The 22,589-nt window shown below is 36.3% G+C and carries 23 protein-coding genes; 10 read left to right on the forward strand and 13 right to left on the reverse strand.

Going from position 1 to position 22,589, the window contains the following annotated elements; all coding sequences use genetic code 11:
- Window positions 1-26: 26 nt before the first annotated feature.
- Complete coding sequence (locus tag FHG85_RS05530; RefSeq protein ID WP_173073797.1) at window positions 27-1,181, reverse strand: N-acetylmuramoyl-L-alanine amidase family protein; 1,155 nt, start codon at window positions 1,179-1,181, stop codon at window positions 27-29.
- 49 nt (window positions 1,182-1,230) lie between these two features.
- Here FHG85_RS05530 and FHG85_RS05535 point away from each other — a divergent pair, with 49 nt between their 5' ends.
- Window positions 1,231-3,834, forward strand: a complete 2,604-nt coding sequence (locus tag FHG85_RS05535) for a putative LPS assembly protein LptD (RefSeq protein ID WP_173073800.1) — start codon at window positions 1,231-1,233, stop codon at window positions 3,832-3,834.
- Between the two features lie 25 nt (window positions 3,835-3,859).
- Complete coding sequence (locus FHG85_RS05540) at window positions 3,860-4,240, forward strand: RidA family protein (protein WP_173073802.1); 381 nt, start codon at window positions 3,860-3,862, stop codon at window positions 4,238-4,240.
- 71 nt (window positions 4,241-4,311) lie between these two features.
- On the opposite strand, the gene rplI is transcribed toward FHG85_RS05540, so the two are convergent.
- From rplI to FHG85_RS05565, 5 genes are all read right to left on the reverse strand, one after another.
- Window positions 4,312-4,758, reverse strand: coding sequence for a 50S ribosomal protein L9 (rplI, locus tag FHG85_RS05545; RefSeq protein WP_173073804.1), 447 nt, complete (start codon window positions 4,756-4,758; stop codon window positions 4,312-4,314).
- Window positions 4,759-4,776: 18 nt separating this feature from the next.
- Window positions 4,777-5,046, reverse strand: a complete 270-nt coding sequence (gene rpsR / locus FHG85_RS05550) for a 30S ribosomal protein S18 (RefSeq protein WP_173073806.1) — start codon at window positions 5,044-5,046, stop codon at window positions 4,777-4,779.
- Between the two features lie 3 nt (window positions 5,047-5,049).
- On the reverse strand, window positions 5,050-5,400 hold the full coding sequence (gene rpsF, locus FHG85_RS05555; protein WP_220429262.1) for a 30S ribosomal protein S6: 351 nt from the start codon (window positions 5,398-5,400) through the stop codon (window positions 5,050-5,052).
- 133 nt (window positions 5,401-5,533) lie between these two features.
- Window positions 5,534-6,430 carry a transglutaminase-like domain-containing protein gene (locus FHG85_RS05560; RefSeq protein WP_173073811.1) on the reverse strand — a complete coding sequence of 299 codons (897 nt, stop codon included), beginning with the start codon at window positions 6,428-6,430 and terminating at the stop codon, window positions 5,534-5,536.
- Between the two features lie 11 nt (window positions 6,431-6,441).
- Complete coding sequence (locus FHG85_RS05565; protein ID WP_173073814.1) at window positions 6,442-7,320, reverse strand: nucleoside phosphorylase; 879 nt, start codon at window positions 7,318-7,320, stop codon at window positions 6,442-6,444.
- A gap of 128 nt (window positions 7,321-7,448) precedes the next feature.
- On the opposite strand from FHG85_RS05565, the gene FHG85_RS05570 reads away from it, so the two are divergent.
- On the forward strand, window positions 7,449-7,916 hold the full coding sequence (locus FHG85_RS05570) for a DUF4293 domain-containing protein (protein ID WP_173073816.1): 468 nt from the start codon (window positions 7,449-7,451) through the stop codon (window positions 7,914-7,916).
- Here FHG85_RS05570 and FHG85_RS05575 read toward each other — a convergent pair.
- On the reverse strand, window positions 7,888-9,087 hold the full coding sequence (locus tag FHG85_RS05575) for an MFS transporter (RefSeq protein ID WP_173073818.1): 1,200 nt from the start codon (window positions 9,085-9,087) through the stop codon (window positions 7,888-7,890). The genes FHG85_RS05570 and FHG85_RS05575 overlap by 29 nt on opposite strands.
- A gap of 140 nt (window positions 9,088-9,227) precedes the next feature.
- On the opposite strand from FHG85_RS05575, the gene FHG85_RS05580 reads away from it, so the two are divergent.
- Together FHG85_RS05580 and FHG85_RS05585 are read left to right on the forward strand one after the other, a co-directional pair.
- Window positions 9,228-12,041, forward strand: a complete 2,814-nt coding sequence (locus FHG85_RS05580; RefSeq protein WP_173073820.1) for a M16 family metallopeptidase — start codon at window positions 9,228-9,230, stop codon at window positions 12,039-12,041.
- A gap of 131 nt (window positions 12,042-12,172) precedes the next feature.
- The gene (locus tag FHG85_RS05585; protein ID WP_173073823.1) at window positions 12,173-13,306 is read left to right on the forward strand and encodes a CapA family protein; all 1,134 of its coding nucleotides are present in this window, start codon (window positions 12,173-12,175) and stop codon (window positions 13,304-13,306) included.
- Here the strand turns inward: FHG85_RS05585 and FHG85_RS05590 are convergent.
- From FHG85_RS05590 to FHG85_RS05600, 3 genes are read right to left on the reverse strand one after another with little or no spacing between them, the layout of a single operon-like run.
- Window positions 13,287-14,003 carry a tRNA threonylcarbamoyladenosine dehydratase gene (locus FHG85_RS05590; protein WP_173073825.1) on the reverse strand — a complete coding sequence of 239 codons (717 nt, stop codon included), beginning with the start codon at window positions 14,001-14,003 and terminating at the stop codon, window positions 13,287-13,289. The two genes, FHG85_RS05585 and FHG85_RS05590, sit on opposite strands and share 20 nt — an antisense overlap.
- Window positions 14,004-14,042: 39 nt before the next feature.
- Complete coding sequence (locus tag FHG85_RS05595) at window positions 14,043-14,729, reverse strand: TatD family hydrolase (RefSeq protein ID WP_173073827.1); 687 nt, start codon at window positions 14,727-14,729, stop codon at window positions 14,043-14,045.
- 12 nt (window positions 14,730-14,741) lie between these two features.
- Window positions 14,742-15,011 carry an acylphosphatase gene (locus FHG85_RS05600; RefSeq protein WP_173073829.1) on the reverse strand — a complete coding sequence of 90 codons (270 nt, stop codon included), beginning with the start codon at window positions 15,009-15,011 and terminating at the stop codon, window positions 14,742-14,744.
- A 48-nt stretch (window positions 15,012-15,059) separates the two neighbouring features.
- On the opposite strand from FHG85_RS05600, the gene FHG85_RS05605 reads away from it, so the two are divergent.
- Window positions 15,060-15,560: a DUF456 domain-containing protein gene (locus tag FHG85_RS05605; RefSeq protein WP_173073831.1), complete on the forward strand. Its 501-nt coding sequence runs from the start codon at window positions 15,060-15,062 to the stop codon at window positions 15,558-15,560.
- On the opposite strand, the gene FHG85_RS05610 is transcribed toward FHG85_RS05605, so the two are convergent.
- The 3 genes from FHG85_RS05610 to arcC all read right to left on the reverse strand — a co-directional run bounded on the left by FHG85_RS05610 (window position 15,557) and on the right by arcC (window position 17,942).
- Window positions 15,557-15,850, reverse strand: a complete 294-nt coding sequence (locus FHG85_RS05610) for an RNA recognition motif domain-containing protein (protein ID WP_173073833.1) — start codon at window positions 15,848-15,850, stop codon at window positions 15,557-15,559. The two genes, FHG85_RS05605 and FHG85_RS05610, sit on opposite strands and share 4 nt — an antisense overlap.
- Before the next feature lie 107 nt (window positions 15,851-15,957).
- Window positions 15,958-16,959 carry an ornithine carbamoyltransferase gene (locus FHG85_RS05615; protein WP_173073835.1) on the reverse strand — a complete coding sequence of 334 codons (1,002 nt, stop codon included), beginning with the start codon at window positions 16,957-16,959 and terminating at the stop codon, window positions 15,958-15,960.
- A 23-nt stretch (window positions 16,960-16,982) separates the two neighbouring features.
- Window positions 16,983-17,942 carry a carbamate kinase gene (gene arcC / locus FHG85_RS05620; protein WP_173073837.1) on the reverse strand — a complete coding sequence of 320 codons (960 nt, stop codon included), beginning with the start codon at window positions 17,940-17,942 and terminating at the stop codon, window positions 16,983-16,985.
- Between the two features lie 214 nt (window positions 17,943-18,156).
- Here arcC and FHG85_RS05625 point away from each other — a divergent pair, with 214 nt between their 5' ends.
- From FHG85_RS05625 to cysC, 4 genes are all read left to right on the forward strand, one after another.
- Window positions 18,157-18,846, forward strand: a complete 690-nt coding sequence (locus FHG85_RS05625; RefSeq protein ID WP_173073839.1) for a hypothetical protein — start codon at window positions 18,157-18,159, stop codon at window positions 18,844-18,846.
- Window positions 18,847-18,915: 69 nt separating this feature from the next.
- Window positions 18,916-21,348, forward strand: coding sequence for a DNA translocase FtsK (locus FHG85_RS05630; protein ID WP_173073841.1), 2,433 nt, complete (start codon window positions 18,916-18,918; stop codon window positions 21,346-21,348).
- 42 nt (window positions 21,349-21,390) lie between these two features.
- Window positions 21,391-22,029, forward strand: coding sequence for a LolA family protein (locus FHG85_RS05635; protein ID WP_173073843.1), 639 nt, complete (start codon window positions 21,391-21,393; stop codon window positions 22,027-22,029).
- 8 nt (window positions 22,030-22,037) lie between these two features.
- Window positions 22,038-22,577 carry an adenylyl-sulfate kinase gene (gene cysC, locus FHG85_RS05640; protein ID WP_173073845.1) on the forward strand — a complete coding sequence of 180 codons (540 nt, stop codon included), beginning with the start codon at window positions 22,038-22,040 and terminating at the stop codon, window positions 22,575-22,577.
- Window positions 22,578-22,589 lie beyond the last annotated feature (12 nt).

The raw sequence follows: 22,589 nt of genomic DNA on the forward strand, positions 1-22,589 counted from the left end.
AAGTTAAATAATTTGATTCAATTTAGTTATTCGCTTTTGTTAATCTTTTGTAATGCTTCACTTAAACGAATTATATTACCATTTTCAATAGCAACAATAAAAGCATCGGGAACTTTTGATTTAATAGTATTGCAGTATTTTACTGCTTCCTGATAGTTTGGTGTCCCTCCAACCAAATATTTATATGTGCCGTTAAAATTTACCACGGAAACATTGCCAAATTCCTTATACTTTTCTTCAATATCTGGTAATAAGTTTTGTGATGACGAAACTTGAACTTTGAATTCAATGCTATTAGCTGTTGAGCTCTTTTGAGTGTTCTCATTACTTTTCTGAGCCTGTTGTAGTTCTAAAACAGTCTTATTTAGCTCGTCCACATTCTCTTTATATGATTTTATTGCTCTATAAATGGATGAAGCAATAATGTCTTGGCCATATTCGGAGTTTAAGAATTGCTCCTCTTTAGAATTGCTAATATATCCAGCTTCAATAAGAACACTTGGCATTGAAGTTTTCCAAAGTACCAGGAAGCCTGCCTGCCTTACACCTCTATCTCTTCTTTTGGCACGTTCTTTAAAATCGTTTTGAACTATTGCGGCAAAATTTAGGCTTTGCTTTAGAAAGGCATTCTGAAGCATGCTAAAAATGATAAACGATTCAGCAGAGTTAGGGTCGTAACCTTCGTAGGTTTCGTTGTAGCCATCTTCGTATGAGATAACAGCGTTTTCGCGCATAGCAACATTCAGGTTTTCTTCGCTTCGGTGTAAGCCCATTACGTATGTTTCTGCTCCTGAGACTCTTTTATTTGCGGCGGCATTACAATGTATTGAGATGAAAAGATCGGCACCTTCTTTATTCGCAATATTACTTCGTTCATTAAGTGGAATAAATGTATCATCTGTTCTGGTGTAAATAACTTTTACATCCTTTAAGTTTTTCTCAATTAGTGCCCCAACTTTTTTAGCAATTGCTAATGTTAAATCTTTTTCTTTACTTATCTTTCCTACTGCTCCAGGGTCTTTCCCACCATGACCAGCATCAATCACAATTTTTGAAAGCGTGTATGCGCTTATATGTTGACTGAATGATGTTTGGTATGTACCTAGAATGGCTGCTAGGATTAAGTTAAATGTTAATAAAAAATTGATGCAGGAATGCCTCATGTTTATAAATTCTTTCAATTTTTTCAGTAGTTTTGAGCTCAATTTCATTGCAAAAATAGAATTAAAGTTGAGATATAGGTTATTTTTTCTGCTATTACTTTTTAACCACATAACGCTTTTTGCCAACAGGGTAAGCGTAAATGATGGATTTGTAATCAATCAGGATACAACTATTGTGCCCGATACACTAGCTAATGAATCTCTTCCCGATAGTGTTCAAAATAAAAAGTCTATTGATGATCCAGTTTTTACTAATGCCGAGGATTCAATAGTTTACTCATTAGATGGTAAGATTGCCTATTTATATGGTAATGCTGTGGTTACCTACCAAGACTTGGAGCTAAAAGCCAGCTATATTGAGTTTGATATGGAAACCAAACAGGTTTATGCATCGGGATTAGCCGATAGTACTGGAAAGGTTATTGGTAAGCCACAGTTCAAAGAAGGGAGCAAGACCTTTAAAATGGATAAGATTTACTACAACTTTGATACTCGAAGAGCCAAAATTATTGGTGTTGTAACCGAAGAGGCTGGCGGATTTATGCATAGTGCTATCACTAAAAAAATGGAAAACGATGTAGTAAATCTTAAGGCAGGCAAATATACTAGTTGCGATTTGGACCATCCTCACTTTTACTTAGCAGTAACTAAAGGAAAAATTATACCAAACAACAAGATTGTTGCAGGTCCTGCATACCTGGTTATAGAAGATGTTCCATTCCCATTGTTTATACCATTTGGTTTTTTCCCAAATACTAAAAAACGTTCTGCAGGGCTGCTTATTCCTGAATATGGCGAAGAAAAAAACAGGGGGCTTTTTCTCCGTGGTGGTGGATTTTATTTTGGTATGGGCGATTACATGGATGAAAAGATTACTTTTGATATCTACTCAAGAGGATCATGGGGAATTAGAAGCCAAACTAACTACAAATTACGTTATAAGTTCTCTGGTTCTTTAAATATTGAAACATCAGCGATTATAAACAGCGAAAAAGGCTTGCCTGATTATAGCAAAACCTCGTCGTATTGGATTAGGTGGAGTCATCGCCAGGATCCTAAGGCATCGCCTAATTCAACGTTTCAGGCTAATGTAAATTTTGGTTCATCAAACTACAATAAGTATAACGCAAGAAACATTAATACTGCCCTTTCAAACACCTTTAATTCTAGTATTTCATATTCAAAGAACTGGGCTGGTACTCCCTTTAGCCTTACAGCCTCTCTTAATCATTCTCAAAATACAATAAATGAGACTGTTAACTTAAATTTCCCTCGCGTTGCCTTTAATATGAGCCGTATATATCCTTTTAAAAGGAAAAATGCTGTTGGATCGCCTAAATGGTATGAGAAAGTAGGGCTTAGTCTAAATACATCTTTTGATAATAGGGTTCAAGTACTCGAAGAAAATCTATTTAAACCAAGTGTTTTAGATAGCATGCAGAATGGCATGAAGCATTCTATTCCTGTTTCTACTTCGTTTAACATCCTAAAATTTATCACAGTTAGCCCTGGTGTGAATTATAATGAGTTTTGGTATTTACAAACTATTGAGAAGCATTGGAATGCAGATTCCAATAGGGTAGAGGTCGACACTGTTAGATCTTTTAAAAGAGGGTACGAGTACAATGGTTCTGTTTCAATGAGTACCAAGGTTTACGGCATGTTCCAATTTTCTAAAAACTCAAAAGTTCAAGCTATTAGACATGTGTTAACACCTTCTGTGTCTTTAGGTTATAGGCCTGATTTTTCTGACCCCAAGTATGGATTTTATAAGACAGTTCAGATTGATTCAACAGGAAATACTTCAAACTATTCAATTTTTGAGAACGGAATTTATGGTGGTCCTGGTGGTGGAAAATCTGGGGTTGTCTCATTTTCGTTGAGTAACTTGCTAGAAATGAAAGTTAAGTCAGATAAGGACACTGTTAACCAAACCAAGAAAATTAAGATAATTGACGGGCTCTCAGCGAATACATCCTATAATTTGCTGGCTGATTCTTTGAATTGGTCCGATATATCTGTTAGTGGTCGGACTAGCTTATTTGATGGAAAGGTTAACATTAACTTTTCTGGTGGTTTTAGCCTTTATGCATTAGATGCTAATGGCAAAAAGTACAATAAGTTTGAGTTAAACAATTCAGGAAAACTCGCACGATTTACACGGGGTAATGTAGGTATCGACTTTTCGTTAAATAGTAAAAAGGAGGGGCAAAACAGTTCTAGTGGTCGCGGGGGACTTCGAGGTGCTCCTGGAAGCGAGATACCTTTGGGCACTGCACCCGACGGATCTAACTTTGGCGAATCACTTGGGACTCAGTATGGAATGGATTATGTCGATTTTTCTGTGCCTTGGAATGTTAGGTTTAGCTATAACCTAAGCTATTCTAAACCTGCTTTTCAGTCAAGTTTAGTTCAAACACTCAGCTTTTCGGGTAGTGTAAACTTGACTCCTAAATGGAAGATAGGATTCAGCTCAGGATATGATTTTAAAAATAGGAAGTTAACCACAACTTCGTTAAATTTTTACAGAGATTTGCATTGCTGGGAGATGCGTTTAACTGTTATTCCTATTGGTTACTATAAGAGTTTTAGCTTTACTATTAATGTGAAGTCTTCCTTACTACACGATTTAAAATTTACAAAACGAGACCATTACTTAGACAATCAATAACTAGCTTAACCTAAAACTAAAAGCCATGAAAAAGAAAGTTATTTGCACAGAAAAAGCTCCCAAGGCAGTTGGGCCATATAGCCAGGCAGTTGAGGCTAATGGTATGGTCTTTATCTCGGGTCAAATTCCAATTGATCCCGAAAGTGGAAAAATTGTAAAGGGGGGAATTATGGAACAGACTGAGCAAGTGCTCAAAAATATTGGAGCGATTCTAGCTGAGGCTGGTCTTGATTATAGTAACGTTGTAAAAACCACCTGTCTGCTTAGCGATATGGATAACTTTGCTGCAATGAATGAGGTTTATTCCAAGTATTTTTCAGAGGAAAAACCAGCAAGGGCAGCGTTCGGAGTTGCACGATTACCCCTTGATGTGATGATTGAAATTGAGTGTATTGCGGTAAGATAGAATAGCTACAAAATAAAAAAATAGGTTGCTTTTGGCAACCTATTTTTTTATTAGTTAGAAACCGATTTGGTTTATTCTGAAACAACCTCAAATTCAATACTAACCTTAACTTCGCGGTGTAATTTGATTTCAGCCTTGTATGTGCCAACCTCTTTAACTTGATCTTCAGCAATAACAATATTTTTGCGATCAATTTCGAAACCTTGTTTTGCAAGTGCTTCTGCAATTTGAATATTGTTAACAGAACCAAAGATTTTTCCAGTAGAACTTGTCTTGGCACCAATAGTAAGCTTAACACCTTCAAGTTTCTTGGCAAGCTCTTCGGCTTCGGCTTTAATTTTAGCCTCCTTATGAGCTTGTTGCTTAATGGTTTCGGCAATAACTTTTTTAGCTGATTCAGTAGCAGCTATAGCCATGCCTTTAGGAATTAGATAGTTACGTGCGTAACCATTACGAACTTTAACTATATCGTTTTTATGCCCTAAGCGGGGAACGTCCTGAAGTAGTATAATTTCCATTTGTTTTCCTCCTTCCCTTTACTTTAATAAATCGGTTACGAATGGTAACAATGCAAGATGGCGAGCACGCTTAACAGCTGTAGCAACCTTACGCTGATACTTTTGGGAAGTACCGGTAATACGACGTGGTAAAATTTTTCCCTGCTCGTTTAAGAACTTTTTAAGGAATTCTGGATCCTTATAATCAATGTACTTGATGTTGTTCTTGCGGAAACGGCAATACTTTTTCTTTTTAATCTCAACACTTGGGGGAGTGAGATATCTGATTTCTGATTGATTCTGGCTCATAGTTTAACCCTCCACAGTTTTAGATTCAACCTTGTTGTTACGTCTTTTCTGAGCGAACTCAATGTGATGTTTATCCATTTTTACAGTAAGGAAACGGATAATTCGCTCATCACGACGATACTGGGTTTCCAGCTTATCAATCAATGATCCATCGGCTTTGAACTCAAAAAGATGATAAAAGCCGGTTGTTTTCTTTTGAATGGGGTAGGCCAATTTTCTTAATCCCCAATCCTCTTCATGGATAATCTCACCACCATTCGATGTGATGAAATCCTTGAACTTGGTAACCGTTTCCTTCATCTGGGCCTCAGACAAAACGGGAGTTGCAATGAAAACGGTTTCGTACTGATTCAACATAGTTTATTGATTTTATTTAAATTAGCGCGCAAATTTAATGGTTTTATTTTTATCTACAAAAGTTTTAGCATGGTAAAAATTCAAATAGCATCTTTCTAACAATAGTGTGAGAAAAATATATCGAATCTACCTATTTTATTGGCTTAGGTTTTTGATCTTGTAAGAGGTTGTAAATTTTTTGAAGTTGTGAAGCCTTTGCATTTTGATTAGAGCGTTGAAAAGCAATTTTAGTATTATAAACTAGCTGCTGAATCGCTTCATAGTTACTAATGGGCAAGTAATATTGTGGGTTATCTTCAATCTTTTGTTGGCTTAAAAAGAATTTTATCTCATTTGCGCTGAAAAGCGACCCTTGACTAAATGGATTTATATAAAATAACACTCGTCTTTCTTCTTCAAACTCTATTTCAAATAAATCTACTGAATACCTGTCTTCATATGCCAGTACAAAGTTATGAGGTATGCTTACGCAATAAATGGGTAAGCCCAGCTGTTGAGAAATTATAGCATAAAAGATTGTTAGAATAACAGCCCCTCCTTTTTTGCTTTCAACTAGATCTTTTATTAGATAATTTCTTGGTGAATAGTAATCAGAGGTATTGGGCTTATACTTATAAATATCAAATAAAACGTGATTAATAATTTTAACTTTTTCTAGGGCTGTAAGACTATTATTTAGTTCCAGCCAAATATCGCGTCTAATATTTTCAATTTCTTCTAGAATTCTTTTGGGATCAAGTTCAGGGTACTGAATTTTTGAAACAAGTAAAGTGCCTTCAAGCAAATCATGATTAGGCGATGAAATCCAACTGGAAAACTCGCTTTTTAACTTGTTAAATTGGATTGAGCCAATAATTTCTTCAATCCTATTCTGAATAATAGGTTCATGAGCACTTTCCCAGGCATCTTCAAGAAAAGGAATAATCTCATTGCCCTCCTCGATGATCTTGTTGGCAACGGTTTCAAAAACGCTGGTGTCAGGATCGTCAAGAAGGGCAATAAGCGATTTTATGTAGTTAGTATCCAATTCCAAATTTATTATTCTAAGGTGGCTAACCTGTCTAATGTATTTTCAATAAGCGATTTTATGTAGGGCTTATAGTCGATATTTGCATCTTTAACAACCCTGTTCGCTATTATAGTGCATATTGTGACTGAATCGTGACCAAGCAGCTTTGAAAGCCCATTAATAGCCGAACTTTCCATTTCGAAGTTTGTGATTTTTCTACCGTTATAGTTGAATTCTACTATTTTGTCGTTAAGTTTTGGGTCGGCTAATGGAAGTCTTAGAACTCTTCCTTGAGGGCCATAAAATCCTGGTGCTGAAATGGTAACGCCAGGTATGGTGAAATCTGAAAATAGTTCTATCAGCTTTGACGACGAATGGCAAAAGTAAGGTTTTGCACATAGTGGATTCCAGTTGGTATGCTCAATAAAGGCTTTTTCCATTTCTGTGTCGCTAACTTCGTTCCTGTTAGCGTAGAAGTTAAGTAATCCATCAAAACCAATACTAGTTTCAGTCATCACAAAACCACCCAATGGAATTTCGGCTTGTAGGGCGCCAGATGTCCCTAAACGAACAAGTGTTAATCGTTTTTTCTCCGGTTTTTCAGTTCTAGTTTTGAGGTCGATATTAACTAAGGCATCTAGCTCATTAACTACAATGTCTATATTATCGGTACCTATACCAGTTGATAGAGCAGTAATTCTTTTCCCTTTGTAAGTACCAGTTACAGTTTTAAACTCACGATTCGCAACCTCAAATTCTCTGCTATCGAAAAAACTTGCTACGGTTTCAACTCTTCCTGGGTCGCCTACTAAAATAATTTTATCCGAAATGTTTTCGGGTTTGAGATGAAGGTGAAAAATGCTTCCATCGGCATTAATAATCAGTTCTGATGATTCTATTACTCTCATAATCGTACAATTTTATCCTGCAATTATAGCATAATGTTAGTTTAAAACACCAAAATTAGTAAAGTTTTTAATTGTTTTAATAAAAGATATTGATTCAAATGGTAAATTTGCAAAAAAAACAAAAACCGATGATACAACGCATACAAACACTATTCATGTTTTTAACTCTTGTTCTTTTATCGATTTTAATTTATAATCCGATTGCTACCTATTTTATTGAGCCAAATATGGATAAAATAGTCCTTAACGTGTTTGGTGTGCAGAACTCAAGTGATTTGTCGGTGGAACTATTACAAAATTATTGGTTCTTGTTTGCCTTTATTATTCTTGTAATGCTTATAACCTTTGTCACCATATTTCTTTACAAAAGAAGGGTTCTTCAAATTCGACTATGTATTGTAACAATTGTTATGCTTGTTGGATTACAGGGGGTTATGTATTACATGGTTACTGCCATTGGTCAAAATTTGCATTCAAAGCCTCATTATAACTTGGTTTTTATTTTTCCTCTTATTGCTGCTGTGCTAAACTTTTTGGCCATTCGTGGAATTGCTAAGGATGAAGCCCTTATTCGTTCGCTTGATAGGTTACGTTAGTTTTAGTGAAAATTGCAATATAACCTGCAGCAATAACTGAGCCTATTGCGGAAATCATAAAAACTGTTTTCGAGTCTGATATAAGCCAGATAGTGCCGGCTAGCGAGCTGGCAATAAGAGTTGATATACTTTGTAGGCTGTTGTATAGGCCTAATCCTGTGGCTGTTCTGCCCCTTGGTAAATTATTAGAAAGCCATGCTTTTACAACTCCCTCAGTTGATGCTGCATAGGCAGCGTAGATTCCAAAAAGTATTACAAAATGAATTTTTGCAGTTAGAATAGAAAAGCCAAGATAAGTTAGAGAGAATGCGATTAGTCCAATGATAATGGTTCCTTTCATGCTCAGCTTATCCGAAAGGTATCCCATGGGATAGGATAGTAGTGCATACGAAAAGTTGTAGAAAATATATAAGCCAACAACAAAGCTATCGGAATACCCAGAATCTTTTACTTTGAGTAGCAAGAATGCATCGGAGCTGTTAATCAGTGTGAAAAGAATTAGCCCAATAACAATATGTTTATAGTTGGTAGATGCTTCTTTCCAGTAATTAAAAAAGGTAAGGAAAGAGAACTTCGGTTTATTTAAAGTATTAACCGCTTTTTTATTGTGCTTTTCTCTGATTAAGAAAGTTAAAAGTATGGCTGCAAAACCAGGGATGGCAGTAAGAACAAATATGAAGTTGTAGTTACCTGGAAAGAATGAAATTAGCGATAGGGTAATAATTGGCCCAATTGCAGCACCAAGTGTATCCATACTTCTATGAAAACCAAAAACTCTGCCTCGTGTTTTAGGCGTTGATTCATCGCTAAGAAGCGCATCGCGGGCACTTGTTCGAATCCCTTTTCCTAAACGTTCAGTTGTTCTAACTATAAATATCCAGAACGGCCATTTGCTAATAGCTAGTGCTGGCTTTGCTAATGCACTTAGTAGGTAGCCTAACCGTATAAAAGGTGTTCTTTTTTCAATTCTATCCGATAGCTCTCCAAAATAACCTTTACTAATTCCTGCTGTGGCTTCAGCAATTCCTTCAAGTATCCCAATGAGTAGTACAGAAAAACCAATCGATTTTAGATAAATTGGCATTATAGGATATAGCATTTCGCTTGCTATATCGGTAAAGAGACTAACAAGTGAAAGAATAATTACTGTTCTTGATAGCTGTTTTCGCATATAAAAATTAAACCTTTTACTGGATATTATATCAAAATGTTTCAAATTAGTGTTAAAATACTAAAATGCACTTTGAATTCGTTAGTAAATGTATAATTTTGAGTTTGAAATTTGTAACAAATTACTTAAATTTTAATTCTATGAAGATTAAAAAAGGTTTATTTTCATTAGTAATACTTGCATTTGCAGGTATTAATGCTTTTGGGCAAGCCGGTTTAAACGCTCCGGTTCCTGTCGATCAAAATGTTCGATATGGAAAATTAGAGAATGGGCTCACATATTACATCAGGAAAAACACCGAGCCTAAACAACGTGCAGAATTTTATATTGCTCAGAATGTTGGTGCAATTTTAGAGGAAGATAGCCAAAATGGTTTAGCTCACTTTCTTGAGCACATGGCTTTTAATGGAACTAAAAACTTCCCTGGTAAGGGAATTATCAACTATTTCGAAACAGTTGGAGTAAAGTTTGGTTATAATATCAACGCTTTTACATCGCTTGATGAGACAGTTTACAACCTATCGGATGTTCCAACCATTCGCGAAGGTATTATTGACAGTGCCCTACTAGTTCTTCATGATTGGTCTCATTTCATTTCGCTTCTTCCTGAAGAGATTGAAGCTGAACGTGGTGTAATTCGTGAAGAATGGCGCACCGGTCGTAATGCTGAACGTAGAATGTATAAAAAGTTAATGCCTGTTATCTATAAGGGCTCAAAGTATGCCGAAAGAGACGTAATTGGCGACATCAATGTAATTAATAACTTCAAGCATCAAGAACTTGTAGATTATTACAATAAATGGTATCGTCCCGATTTACAATCAATAGTTATTGTTGGTGATATTGATGTTGATAAGGTTGAGGCTAAAATTAAGGAGGTGTTTGCTGATATTCCAGCACCAGTTAATCCAACTCCTCGTCCATACTACGAACTACCCGATAATGACGAACCACTTGTTGGTATAGCTACCGACCCTGAGGCAAGAAATGCCATGATGTACTTGTATTTCAAGCATGATGCTACTCCTAAAGATGCCAAGAATATTGGCTACATGAGAAACGACATGGTAAGGGAGCTTATTACTTCAATGATTTCTTCCCGACTAAATGAAATTGTTCAGAAACCCAATCCTCCCTTTGTATTTGCTGCTTCAGGCTATTTCAACATGGTTAGAACAAAGGACGCAATGGCTTTCTACGCTGCTCTCCGTCCCGATAAAATGATCGATGGAATTAAAGGTATTGTTCGTGAGGCTGAACGTGTAAAACGTTTCGGTTTTAATACTTCGGAGCTAGATAGAGCTAAGTCCGACTACTTGCGTTCACTCGAAAATGAGCTAAAGGAAAAGGATAAGCAAAAAAATCAAAAATTTGTTTGGGAGTGCATTAACCATTTCCTTGAAGGTGAACCAATGCCTGGTGTCGAATTCGAATACCTATTTGCAAAACAGCTCCTTCCAACTGTTAGTATTGATGAAATTAATGCTGTTGCAAAGCAACTTATAACTGAGAAAAATGTTGTGATCTCATTAATGGCACCAGAAAAAGAGGGTGTAGTTGTTCCTACTCAAGAGCAAGTGCTAAATGCTTTAAAAGAAGTTAAAGCAGAAAATATTGAGGCTTATGTTGATAAAGTTATCACTAAGCCTTTGGTTGAGAAGATTGAAAAACCTGGAAAGGTTAAGAAAGAAAATGCAAATAATGTTTTTGGTACAACTGAGTGGGTGCTCTCAAATGGCGTTAAGGTTGTTATCAAACAAACCGACTTTAAAGAGGATCAGGTTATAGTTGAAGCATTTAGTAAGGGTGGTTCTTCATTAGCTAATGTTGATGAGGTGCCTTCAGCAAATATGGCAACTGAGATTGTTACCAATTCTGGTGTAAGTGAATTTACCAGCACCGATTTGGAGAAAATGCTAGCTGGCAAAATGGTAAATATCCGCCCAGTAATTGGAGATGATTATGAAGGTTTTTCTGGTAATGCTTCGCCAAAAGACTTTGAAACAATGCTTCAGCTTATTTACCTTTACATGACTCAACCTCGTGAAGATAAAGAAAGTTTTGATACATATCTTGGCCGCTTGAAAGCATTCTTAGCAAACGCTTCTTCTGATCCTCGCATGGCTTTCAGGGATAGTATTACTCTTACTTTAGCAAACCATAACCCAAGGGTAATGCCTTTCAACCTTGAGTTTTTAGATAAAGTAGATTTCGACAAGTGTATGAAGTTCTACAAAGAGCGCTTTGCCGATGCTTCAGACTTTACTTTCATATTCACTGGTAACATTAGCCCTATTGAGGCGAAACCTTTGATTGAAAAATATTTGGGTGCATTACCTGCATTGAACAGAAAAGAGGATGCAAAAGATACTGGTGTTCGTCCTCCTAAAGGAAAGGTTAAAAACTATTTCACCAAACCTATGCAGACCACAAAGTCATCGGTATTTGTTGGGTATACTGGAGAAATTGAATATAATGTGATGAACGATATTCTTGCCGATTACTTAACCTCTATTTTACGTACTCGCTACCTCGAAGAAATTCGTGAAAAAGAAGGTGGTACCTATGGTGTAGGTGTTCGCGTTTCGCTACGCAACTTCCCTGTTAACTCGTATGTTGTACAAATACAGTTTGATACCGATCCTAAGCTTCGTGATAAGCTGATAGGTATTGTTTATTCAGAAATTCAGAAAATAATGAATGAAGGCCCACTAGCCGATGATTTGAATAAAACTAAGGAGTACATGCTTAAGGAGTATGAGCAAAATAAACGGGAGAACAGCTACTGGGCTAACGTTATTAGAGCTAAATACGAAGATGGGTTAGACTTCTATACTAACTATGATGAGATGGTTAAATCAGTTGATGTTAATGCTGTTAAAGAGTTTGCAAAGAAACTGTTTAGCCAAGGTAACATTGTAGAAGTTGTTATGACATCTGAAAGCAAAGAGTAGTCTAGCACATAAAAAATAGGCTTAAGGGCATGCATTAGCATGCCCTTTGTTTTTTGAACATATTTTTTTGTATTATTGTAAAGTAATGACTTACGAAATATGTCTATAATTTGAATATATAAAGATTAATTATGAAAAAAATTCGGCTAATTGTACTTTTTACTTTGTTTGTTTTTGTGTCGAAAGCACAAACAGATAGTACTTTGCGAATCATCTTTATAGGAGACGTTATGGGACATGGCCCTCAAATTAATTCTGCTAGGATAGATTCTAATAGGTACGATTATACCAATGTTTTTTCAGCTTTAGCTCCAATTTTTAAGACAGCCGATTATTCAGTTGCTAATCTTGAGGTTACACTTGCTGGACCACCTTTTACTGGTTACCCAAGGTTTAGCTCACCCGATGAACTTGCAGATGGGTTAATTCAAGCGGGAGTTAATGTTTTGGTTACAGCAAATAACCATTCTGCGGATAGAGGTGCTAATGGAATTCAGCGTACTATTGATGTTTTGAATTCAAAAAACATATTATTTACTGGAACATTTACCGATTCAATAGATAAAGCTAGCCGAAACCCGGTAATACTGAAGAAAAACGATATGCAACTCGCTTTATTAAACTACACTTATGGAACTAATGGCATGCCCGTTAAGCCCCCCTACATGGTTAACCTAATAGATACTTCAGCAATAGCAACTGATGTTGCAAGAGCCAAAGAGCTAGGTGTTGATGATATTGTGGTTTTTATACATTGGGGTAGTGAGTATCAAAGATTTCCTAATAAGACCCAAAAAGATTTGGCTAAATGGATGCAAAAGAAAGGTGTTAGGATAATTATTGGTTCTCATCCCCATGTTGTTCAGCCTATTGTATGGGAAAAGAATAAAGATACTTATAATTTCGTTTTATACTCACTTGGTAATTTTGTTTCTAACCAACGAAAACGCTATCGCGATGGGGGGATTATCTCATTTCTTGAATTTGCTAAGGATAGTACTTTAAAGTTGGTACAAGCTGGTTATATGCCTGTTTGGGTTGAAAAAAGTTATAGCGGAAAGAAATGGAGTTATAGGGTGTTACCCGTTAGCTTATATGACTCATTGAAAGCATCAGGAAGCGAATCAAAAATTAATCCTGCATTTAGTGTTTTTGTATCGGACACAAGAGAGTTCCTTGACTCTAACAATACAAATGTGCAAGAAATTGTTGTAAACCAAAACGAATGGTTATCTAAAAACAAAGCTAAGCCAGTAAATCCCTAATTACAACTGAAGCAATCATGCACCCGAACAATGGGGGCATATAGGAGATGGTTCCAATTGTTGTTTTCTTATTGGGTTCTCCTTCACATGGTTTCATGGCATGCTCTGGTACTTTCTCGGCAGAGTAAACAACTTTAAAACCTTCTCTTATACCTAAACGATGTAAGCGTTTTCTTAAGATTCTTGCTAATGGGCACCCATACGATTCGGATATGTCGGAAATTTTTACTTGGGTAGGATCTAGCTTTCCGCCACTCCCCATTGAGCTAACCACTTTGTGCCCAAATTTAATAGCATCGTGAATTAAGAATACTTTTGGCGATAGGGTGTCAATGGCATCTACCACATAATCGAAATTATTAGATAGAAGCTGTGTGAGCCGTTCATCTCTTAGATATTCTTGAATAATCGTTAGCTCAATATTTGGATTGATATCTTTTAACCTTTTTCCTAGTGTTTCAGCCTTAGGCTTTCCAATTGTGCTATGAAGCGCTGGGAGTTGTCGGTTAATATTTGATGGTTGGATAATATCACCATCTGCTATGGTAATCTTACCAACACCTGCCCTACAAATTTGCTCAGCTGCGTATGCCCCAACACCACCTAGCCCAATAACTAAAACATGTTTGTTGCTAAGTTTTTTTACTGATTCTTGTCCAAGAAGTAGTTCTGTTCGTTCAAGCCAATTGTTAGCCATATTTGTTGTTTTATGGCCAGCAAAGGTCGCATTCAAAAATCAAATTGGCAATAGCTGTAACTTTAAAGTTTCTTTAAAGAAGCTTTTTAAATTTGAATTGGTTTCAGAAACTAGCTGTTCAAATGTAGTATCCAAGAAATCTGCAGCTGCATCGTAAACCTCGTAAATTGGGATGTTTTTGTCATCGGTTTCAAAAAAACGCTTATCTGGCGGAGTAATAGTTAACGCCTCGGCTAGCTCTGGCGTAGCATCTATTAATGATGTTCCAAACGACAAGTAAAAATTTTCGTTAATAAGTTCTTTAGCTATTTCTGGTTTAGACCTAAAACCATGTATAGCTTTTGTTAGGTTCTTGTATTTAGGTTTCTTGAAAATCGATATTATTTCGCTCCAGCATCTTACGCAGTGTAACACAACAGGTAGATTTGCCTCAACCGCTATATCAAGTTGTTTTATAAGCAGTTCAATTTGTTTGTCTAAAGATGCACCTTTTAATCGATCGAGCCCAATCTCACCAATTCCAATTACATTTGGATGGTTTAGATGTTCTTTTAATAGGTTAAGACTTTGTATCGCATTAGCATTATCTGAACTCCAAGGGTGGATTCCTAAGGTATAAAAACTATTACCATTAGGGTTGAAGTGTGCATTATAATCTACGGATTCAATACAAATTGAATTTGTCTTGCACTGATAGTTATGTGTATGAAAGTTTATTAGTTTCATGTTTGATTTTATCTAACTAATGATAGCAAAAAGGGAGCTATGTGCATTAGGAGAATCTTCAACTATTACCTCCTTTACTATAGAGCTAATTGGACCACTCCAGCAATGTTTAACTAAAGTATCAATTTGCTCAGGAGTTCCTGTTGCTTCTATGTAAACATCACCATTCGTTAAATTTTTTACAAATCCTTTAACTCCAAGTTCTTTAGCATGCCGAAGTATAAAAAATCTGTATCCAACACCCTGGACTCTACCTTTAACTGTAATGGCTACGCTTTTCATTTTTTTTGATATATTTAGCCAAATTTATTAATTTTAAATTAATTAGGTATGTTTTTGGATTATGTTTTGATTGTTTTTGCGATTATTTTGTTTCTTCTTGGTTTTGCAGGTTGCGTTTTGCCGATAATTCCAGGTCCTCCGATTGCATGGCTAAGCATGCTTTTGTTAAAGTTTACCTCTTTTTCTGAAATCTCTTGGAATTTAATAATTGTTTTGGCGCTAGTTACAATTGTCGTTACAGTTCTAGATTACATTTTTCCTGCATGGATAACTAAAAAGATGGGTGGAAGTAGCTGGGGAGTTTGGGGTACTGTTATCGGAATAGTATTTGGGTTAATATTTTTGGGACCAATAGGGGTAATTCTCGGGCCATTTTTAGGTGCTTTTGTTGGGGAGATTATAGGAAATAAGCAAAATAAAAATCTAAACAATAATCCTTGGCGTTCTGCTTTGGGGTCATTGTTAGGTTTTACCCTTGGGACAGGAATAAAACTTTTCTCTGTTGGGGTTATGCTCTACTTCTTTATTAAAGATTTGTGGCCGAATTAAGCCTCAGGGTTTTGTTGTTCTGTGTCTTTTGGAGTTTCCGTTTGTGTGTTTTTTCGGAAGGCATTATTTACCTTAATGTTTCTTCCTTTAACTTGGGTATTATTGAGCTCCTGAATGGCTTTAAGTGCCGATTCGTCATTATCAAACTCAACAAAACCATAACCCTTAGATTTTCCTGTTGCCTTATCAATTATCACTTTTGATGAAACAACATTTCCAAAAGGCATGCAGAGTTCTTTTAGTTCTTCTGCTGTCATTGAATAAGCAATGTTTCCAATATAAATCATCATAATGGCATAAAGTTTTAAAATCCAAATAAATATAAGGGTTCAAACTTATAAATGCAAAAAAAAAGCAGCTTTTTTAAAAGCTGCTTTTCAATAATTTATAGTTTAGTTTAATGGCCAAGAGTAGCAACCATTACTGCTTTAATAGTGTGTACGCGGTTTTCTGCTTCATCAAAAACAATTGATGCATCTGATTCAAAAACATCTTCGGTAACCTCCATGGCCTCTAAACCGAATTTCTGGTAGATTTCTTCACCTATAACTGTTTCGCGGTTGTGGAAGGCAGGTAAACAGTGCATAAACTTACAGTTAGGGTTACCTGTCATTTCCATAACCTTGCTATTAACCTGATAGGGTTTAAGTAGTTTTATTCTTTCCTCCCATACTGAGTCGGGTTCACCCATTGATACCCATACATCGGTATAAAGGAAATCGCAACCCTTAACACCTTCCTCTACGTTCTCGGTTAAGGTAATTTTGGCTCCGGTTTGCTTTGCAATTTCTTGGCAGGTTTTTACTAGCTCTTCGCTAGGCCAGCATGCTTTTGGTGCACATGCTCTAAAATCCATGCCCATTTTTGCAGCACCAACCATAAGCGAGTTACCCATGTTATTGCGTGCATCGCCAAGATAGCAGAAAGAAACTTCGTTTAGTGGCTTGCTGCTGTGCTCACGCATGGTTAAAAAGTCGGCTAGAATTTGAGTTGGATGGTACTCGTTTGTCAAACCATTCCATACAGGAACGCCTGAGTATTTGGCCAAAGTCTCAACAATCTCTTGTGAGTAGCCTCTGTACTCAATACCATCATACATACGGCCCAATACGCGTGCAGTATCTTTCATCGACTCTTTTTTACCCATTTGCGAGCCTGAAGGACCTAGATATGTAACATTTGCTCCCTGATCATATGCTGCAACTTCAAATGCACAACGTGTTCGGGTTGAATCCTTCTCAAAAAGGATTACAATGTTTTTACCCTTTAGCCTTTGCTGCTCAGTTCCTGCATATTTAGCCTTTTTAAGATCCATTGATAGATCTAACAAGAACTGAATCTCTTTTGGAGAGAAATCAAGCAGTTTTAAGAAACTGCGGTTACGTAAGTTGAACGACATAGCTTCTTTTTTTTAGGTTAATACTATTTTTCGTATTCCATTGTTATTTTAGTACCAAACGACTTGTCTTCTAGTTTGGTAGCCTCTGTGATGACACTTTTCTTTCCTCCTCGTTCAATAAAATTCAAGCATGCTCTAATTTTTGGAGCCATATTACCTTCTCCAAACATCCCTTGTTCGAGGTATTTTAATGTATCGGCATGATTTAAGTGTTCTAGCTTTTTCTCATCTGGCTTTTTGTAGTTGAGATAAACATAAGGAACATCAGTGAGAATGTAAAACTCATCAGCTTTTATTTCTGCTGCCATTAATGACGAAGCCAAATCTTTGTCGATAACTGCCTCTGCAGGCCTAATGTTTTTCTCTTCGTCTATATAAACAGGAACACCGCCACCGCCAGAAGCAATTACAATGATTCCTTGACGAACTAGTTGTTCTATCACCTTTATGTTTAGTATTCCTTTAGGTTGTGGCGAAGGAACAACTCTGCGCCATCCACTCCCTGTGTCTTTAACCTCTTCTTTAAATATCCAGCCCTTTTCTTTTGCCAGGGCATCAGCTTGGGCTTTATCGTAAATCTTACCAACCCTTTTGGTTGGGTTTTTGAATGCTGGGTCATTTTGGTCAACAATAACAGGTGTTACCAGGCAGCATACCTCTTTTTCAATGCCATGCTTTTTAAGAACATTGCGCAGCATGCGCTCAATCATGTAACCTATCCCTCCTTGAGAATCGGCAACACAAATATCCAAAGGCATTTGAGGTATGCCATACATCTGTTCTCCTGCATCGTTACGCATTAGAATATTACCAACTTGTGGTCCATTTCCATGGCTAATAACGATGTTGTATCCCTCTTTGATAAGGTAAATAAGATTCTCTAAGGTATCGGTGGTGTTTTGTTCTTGCTCCTCAATGGTTCCCACCTGATTGCCACGCAAGAGGGCATTTCCGCCTAATGCTACTACTGCTAATTTATTCATAAACACAGATTTAATTTTTTTAAACTTATTACTGCAAAGCTAAATATTTTTTGCAATCCTAATAAAAATATGTTTAAGTATCGATAACCATTTTTGGTTATGTTTCTATGTTTAATAACATGATTTTGAAAAGTACGGTTTAGGTCATTTTATCAATGTTTGGGATTTGGATAATTTTTTTTACTTTTATAATTCATATGAAACACAGTATTGCATGAGAAAAGTTTTTATCTTTCTATCAATTATTGGAATAGCTTACCTTTTTGGCTGTATTAAGAAAAAAAACCACAAAATCAATGAAGGGCAAATCACATATTCTATTGAGTACGATAGTTTAACCTTAGAGAAAATTGATAAAAAAGTACTTCCTACCACTCTGACGGTAAGATTTAAAGATAATAATACATTTAATTCAATAGAGGCGCTTTCAGGTGCTATTAATATCTCGATTATTAGCCAACCTTCTGAAGAACGATTTGTAACCTTGCTTAAGGTATTTAATAAAAAATTGTATCACGATGAGCCATATACAAGTGAACATTACCCTGCATTGTATTGCAAAATACCTCCTGTCGTTATTGATAGTTTACAAGAAAACATTGAATACTTAGGCTTTAAGTGTAAGAAGGTTAGAGGGCACTATGCCGATTCGCCAGACTTTAATTTCGATATAATTTTCACAAATGAAATTCAAATTGAGGACCCAAATATAAATACCCCCTTCGAAAGTGTTAAGGGGGTTATGCTTGTCTTTAACTTAAGATTTAATAAGCTTAACATGTTTCTAAAAGCTCAATCTGTTGAAGAGGTTAGTATCAACACAAATGAATTTCAAATCCCTAGCGATTATAAGCATGTTGATTTTACAACCATGTCAGAATTAGTCTATCTTCTTCAGCAGTAGACCGCTTAATTTTATTTTTTCTTTTTACGGTGTTATGTTTTACTTTTGCCGTTACAAAACGGGTTAGGTATGTCCCAAAAAAAGGTTAATTCGCAACATAAGCAAAGTATTAGTTCTTCTTTTTTGTTTCAAGACGAAAGAGTTCGTTTTACAATTGGCCTATTCATACTGCTTTTTGGTATTTACATAATGCTTGCATTCATCTCCTTCCTTTTCACCTGGAAGGTTGATCAAAGTATTGAATGGGTATCGATTTTTAGTGGTGATAGTCCGGTAAGCAATTGGGGTGGACGATTGGGAGCCACATTGTCCAACCAATTCATAAACCATTGGTTTGGTATTGCAGCACTAGGTTTTCCAATGATTTTTATTTTTTGGGGCCTAAAATTGTTGAAGTTTGTCAATTTAAAACTTGTAAAAACTATTTATAAGATAGTTCTTGGAATTTTAGTTTTTTCCCTTGTTTTTGGATTTCTTTTCCGTGAATCGGGGGGCTACCTCGGAAGTGGTATTGGAGGAGCTCATGGTCTCTTCGTTGCTAACTGGCTTAAAGCTGTTTTGGGTATAGTTGGTTCAGCTTTTATCGTTACTTTTGTTTTAATTGCTTACTTAATCTATGTTAGGCCAAAAAATCTTGTTTTATTTCACAAGGGAATAGAATCGTTATATCATCTTTTTAGAAATGCTACAGTTAGGAAAGACTCAAAGAAAGAGGAGCCTGAAAACAATCCAGGTGACATACAATCTAGTTCAGTAAATGATATTCCTAATATTGGGATGCAGGAGAATACTACAACTAATGAGTCTAATCCTTCCATTTACGACGATGAGATAAAGGTACAGGTTGAAGATAATTCTAATTTTGAGATTGAAGTAAAACCACTAGATGTATCGGTAGAGGTAAAGAATGAAGACGAAACCCAAGATAAGGATAACTTTACAGTTGAGCGCATTGAGGAGAAAGAGATGGCTGTTTCCGATATAAACGACCAGGAACTTTATGACCCAACGCTTGAATTATCAAACTATCAGAAGCCTTTAATAGAACTCCTTGAGGATTACAAGAATACCGATTCTCCCGTTACTAATGAGATGTTGGTAGAGAACAAGAATAAAATTGTAGAAACCCTATCACACTATAAAATCCAGATTGATAAGATTAAAGCAACTATAGGTCCAACAGTTACCCTTTACGAAATTGTTCCCGCTCCAGGAATTAGAATTAGCAAGATTAAAAGCTTAGAAGATGATATAGCATTAAGCTTATCGGCTTTAGGTATTAGAATTATTGCCCCTATACCTGGGAAAGGAACCATTGGTATTGAGGTTCCCAACCAGAAACCCGAAATCGTTTCGATGCTTTCAGTGATAAAGTCAAAGAAATTTCAGGAGTGCAAATATGAGTTGGCCATTGCCCTTGGGAAAACGATTTCCAACGAGATTTTCATGCTAGACCTTACCAAGCTGCCTCACCTGCTAATTGCAGGTGCTACTGGACAAGGTAAATCTGTTGGGTTAAATGCAATTATTACTTCGTTACTATACAAAAAGCACCCATCGGAAATAAAATTTGTACTTATTGACCCCAAGCGTGTTGAACTAACCCTTTACAATAAGCTAGAGAAACATTTTCTTGCTAAACTTCCCGATTCCGATGAGGCAATAATTACCGATACTCAAAAAGTGATTTACACCCTCAACTCACTTTGTGTTGAGATGGATGAACGATACAAACTTTTAAATGCGGCTAAGGTTCGAACAATTAAGGAATACAACCAGAAATTTGTATCGAGACGGCTAAATCCAAACAACGGTCATCGCTATTTACCATACATTGTTGTTGTAATCGATGAGTTTGCCGACCTAATTATGACAGCTGGTCGTGAAGTAGAAATGCCTTTAGGCCGATTGGCACAGCTTGCACGTGCAATTGGTATTCATCTGATAATCGCAACTCAGCGTCCATCAACTAACATTATTACTGGTGTTATTAAGGCTAACTTCCCCGCGCGTATTGCATTTAGGGTGTCTTCAATGATAGATTCACGTACAATACTAGATACTCCAGGTGCAAATAATTTAATTGGGCGAGGCGATATGCTTGTTTCCACTGGGGGTGATTTAGTCCGAGTTCAATGTGCTTTTGTTGATATTCCTGAGATAGAGCGCATAACAGACTTTATTGGCAATCAACCTGGATATGCTCATTCGTATGAGTTACCAGAATATACGCCCGAAGGCCAAGAGGGACCCAATAATATCGATTTGAAAAAGCGTGATGACCTATTTGAAGATGCAGCAAGGTTGGTTGTTCAAACACAGTCTGGTTCTACCTCGCTAATCCAGCGCAAATTTTCAATAGGTTATAATCGTGCTGGCCGAATAATGGACCAGCTGGAGGCTGCTGGCATTGTTGGCCCTGCCGAAGGAAGCAAAACACGCCAAGTTTTAGTGGTTGATGAGGTGTCTTTGGAACGCATTTTGAATTCATTAGCAGAATAGAAACATTATTTCTATTTTTGCATGTTTTTAAACATTAATAAGATGAAGAAACTAGTTGGAGTATTATTATTGGTGGTTGGTTATAGTGCCTTCGCACAGGTTAACCCTGAAAAAGCTATTAAGCAGTTTAGCAATAAAATGCAAGCTGTAAAGTCGATTTCTGCTACATTTTCATTTACCTTGGAAAACTTGCAGGAACATATAACCGATACCTACCAAGGGAAAATCTTGGCTAAGGATAAAATGTTTTATCTTGATTTAATGGGAATGGAGGTTTTTTCCGATGGAAAAACCAAGTGGCAATACATTAAAGATGCCAATGAGGTAACAGTATCAAACATAAATAAAAAGGAGAATGATTTCCTTGATGATCCTACTAAACTTTTCAAAGACTACAATAAAAACTTTAAGTATAAGTATAAAGGTATTGTAAAAGTACGGAATAAGGAATATTACGAAGTTGATTTTTTCCCTCGCGATTTAAACCTTCCTTACTCTTCGGTTAAGTTACAGTTTAATTCTAAAACACTGGAACCTTACATGATTAGGTATCAGGGCAAAGATGGGAATAACTATATTATCAAAATAAAGAACTTTAAATCAAATGTTCCCATTCGAAATGATAGGTTCATTTTTGATTTGAAAAAGCACAAAGGTGTTGATGTAATTGATATGCGATAGCCATAGGAATGGAAACTGTTAAACCCTTTACAGTTTGGATAACTGGTTTACCTGCCTCGGGAAAGACATCTGTAGGGAAAGAGCTAAAAAAAATATTTATAATCGAGGGTTTTAGTGTAGTTTTATTAGATGGCGATGAGGTTAGAAAGGGTTTGTGCGTAGATTTAGGATTTAGTTTAGAAGATAGGATGGAAAATATAAGAAGAGTTTCAAATGTTGCATCCATTCTAAACACACAGGGATATATTGCTATTTGCTGCCTGGTATCGCCAACTAAGGAAATGAGAGGTAATGCTAGAAAAATTATTGGGTCTGAGAACTTTTTTGAGGTTCACACAAATGCTTCAGTTGAAGTTTGCAGAAAACGCGATTTTAAAGGATACTATCAACGGGCATTAAAAGGGGAGATATCAGAATTTACTGGTGTTACAAGTTTATACGAGGCTCCTGTGAATCCAAATGTCAGTGTAAATACGGATGTAGTAGGAGTTAATGAGGCAGCCACAATTATTTTTCAAAAGTGTAAGGAGTGGTTGCAAGATCGATAATGAAAATTCTAA

Origin of the sequence: Tenuifilum thalassicum, assembly GCF_013265555.1 — a bacterium.
Taxonomy (GTDB): Bacteria; Bacteroidota; Bacteroidia; order Bacteroidales; family Tenuifilaceae; genus Tenuifilum; species Tenuifilum thalassicum.

Bases quoted from the DNA above. Each gene is read 5' to 3' on its own strand.
- FHG85_RS05565 (WP_173073814.1), bottom strand. From the start codon at position 7,320: ATGAGAGTAATAGAATCATCAGAACTGATTATTAATGCCGATGGAAGC.
- FHG85_RS05580 (WP_173073820.1), top strand. From the start codon at position 9,228: ATGAAGATTAAAAAAGGTTTATTTTCATTAGTAATACTTGCATTTGCA.
- rpsR (WP_173073806.1), bottom strand. From the start codon at position 5,046: ATGAGCCAGAATCAATCAGAAATCAGATATCTCACTCCCCCAAGTGTT.
- FHG85_RS05575 (WP_173073818.1), bottom strand. From the start codon at position 9,087: ATGCGAAAACAGCTATCAAGAACAGTAATTATTCTTTCACTTGTTAGT.
- FHG85_RS05600 (WP_173073829.1), bottom strand. From the start codon at position 15,011: ATGAAAAGCGTAGCCATTACAGTTAAAGGTAGAGTCCAGGGTGTTGGA.
- FHG85_RS05590 (WP_173073825.1), bottom strand. From the start codon at position 14,003: ATGGCTAACAATTGGCTTGAACGAACAGAACTACTTCTTGGACAAGAA.
- FHG85_RS05605 (WP_173073831.1), top strand. From the start codon at position 15,060: ATGTTTTTGGATTATGTTTTGATTGTTTTTGCGATTATTTTGTTTCTT.
- rplI (WP_173073804.1), bottom strand. From the start codon at position 4,758: ATGGAAATTATACTACTTCAGGACGTTCCCCGCTTAGGGCATAAAAAC.
- FHG85_RS05635 (WP_173073843.1), top strand. From the start codon at position 21,391: ATGAAGAAACTAGTTGGAGTATTATTATTGGTGGTTGGTTATAGTGCC.
- FHG85_RS05610 (WP_173073833.1), bottom strand. From the start codon at position 15,850: ATGATGATTTATATTGGAAACATTGCTTATTCAATGACAGCAGAAGAA.
- FHG85_RS05595 (WP_173073827.1), bottom strand. From the start codon at position 14,729: ATGAAACTAATAAACTTTCATACACATAACTATCAGTGCAAGACAAAT.
- FHG85_RS05585 (WP_173073823.1), top strand. From the start codon at position 12,173: ATGAAAAAAATTCGGCTAATTGTACTTTTTACTTTGTTTGTTTTTGTG.
- FHG85_RS05540 (WP_173073802.1), top strand. From the start codon at position 3,860: ATGAAAAAGAAAGTTATTTGCACAGAAAAAGCTCCCAAGGCAGTTGGG.
- FHG85_RS05630 (WP_173073841.1), top strand. From the start codon at position 18,916: ATGTCCCAAAAAAAGGTTAATTCGCAACATAAGCAAAGTATTAGTTCT.
- FHG85_RS05570 (WP_173073816.1), top strand. From the start codon at position 7,449: ATGATACAACGCATACAAACACTATTCATGTTTTTAACTCTTGTTCTT.
- FHG85_RS05625 (WP_173073839.1), top strand. From the start codon at position 18,157: ATGAGAAAAGTTTTTATCTTTCTATCAATTATTGGAATAGCTTACCTT.
- cysC (WP_173073845.1), top strand. From the start codon at position 22,038: ATGGAAACTGTTAAACCCTTTACAGTTTGGATAACTGGTTTACCTGCC.
- arcC (WP_173073837.1), bottom strand. From the start codon at position 17,942: ATGAATAAATTAGCAGTAGTAGCATTAGGCGGAAATGCCCTCTTGCGT.
- FHG85_RS05615 (WP_173073835.1), bottom strand. From the start codon at position 16,959: ATGTCGTTCAACTTACGTAACCGCAGTTTCTTAAAACTGCTTGATTTC.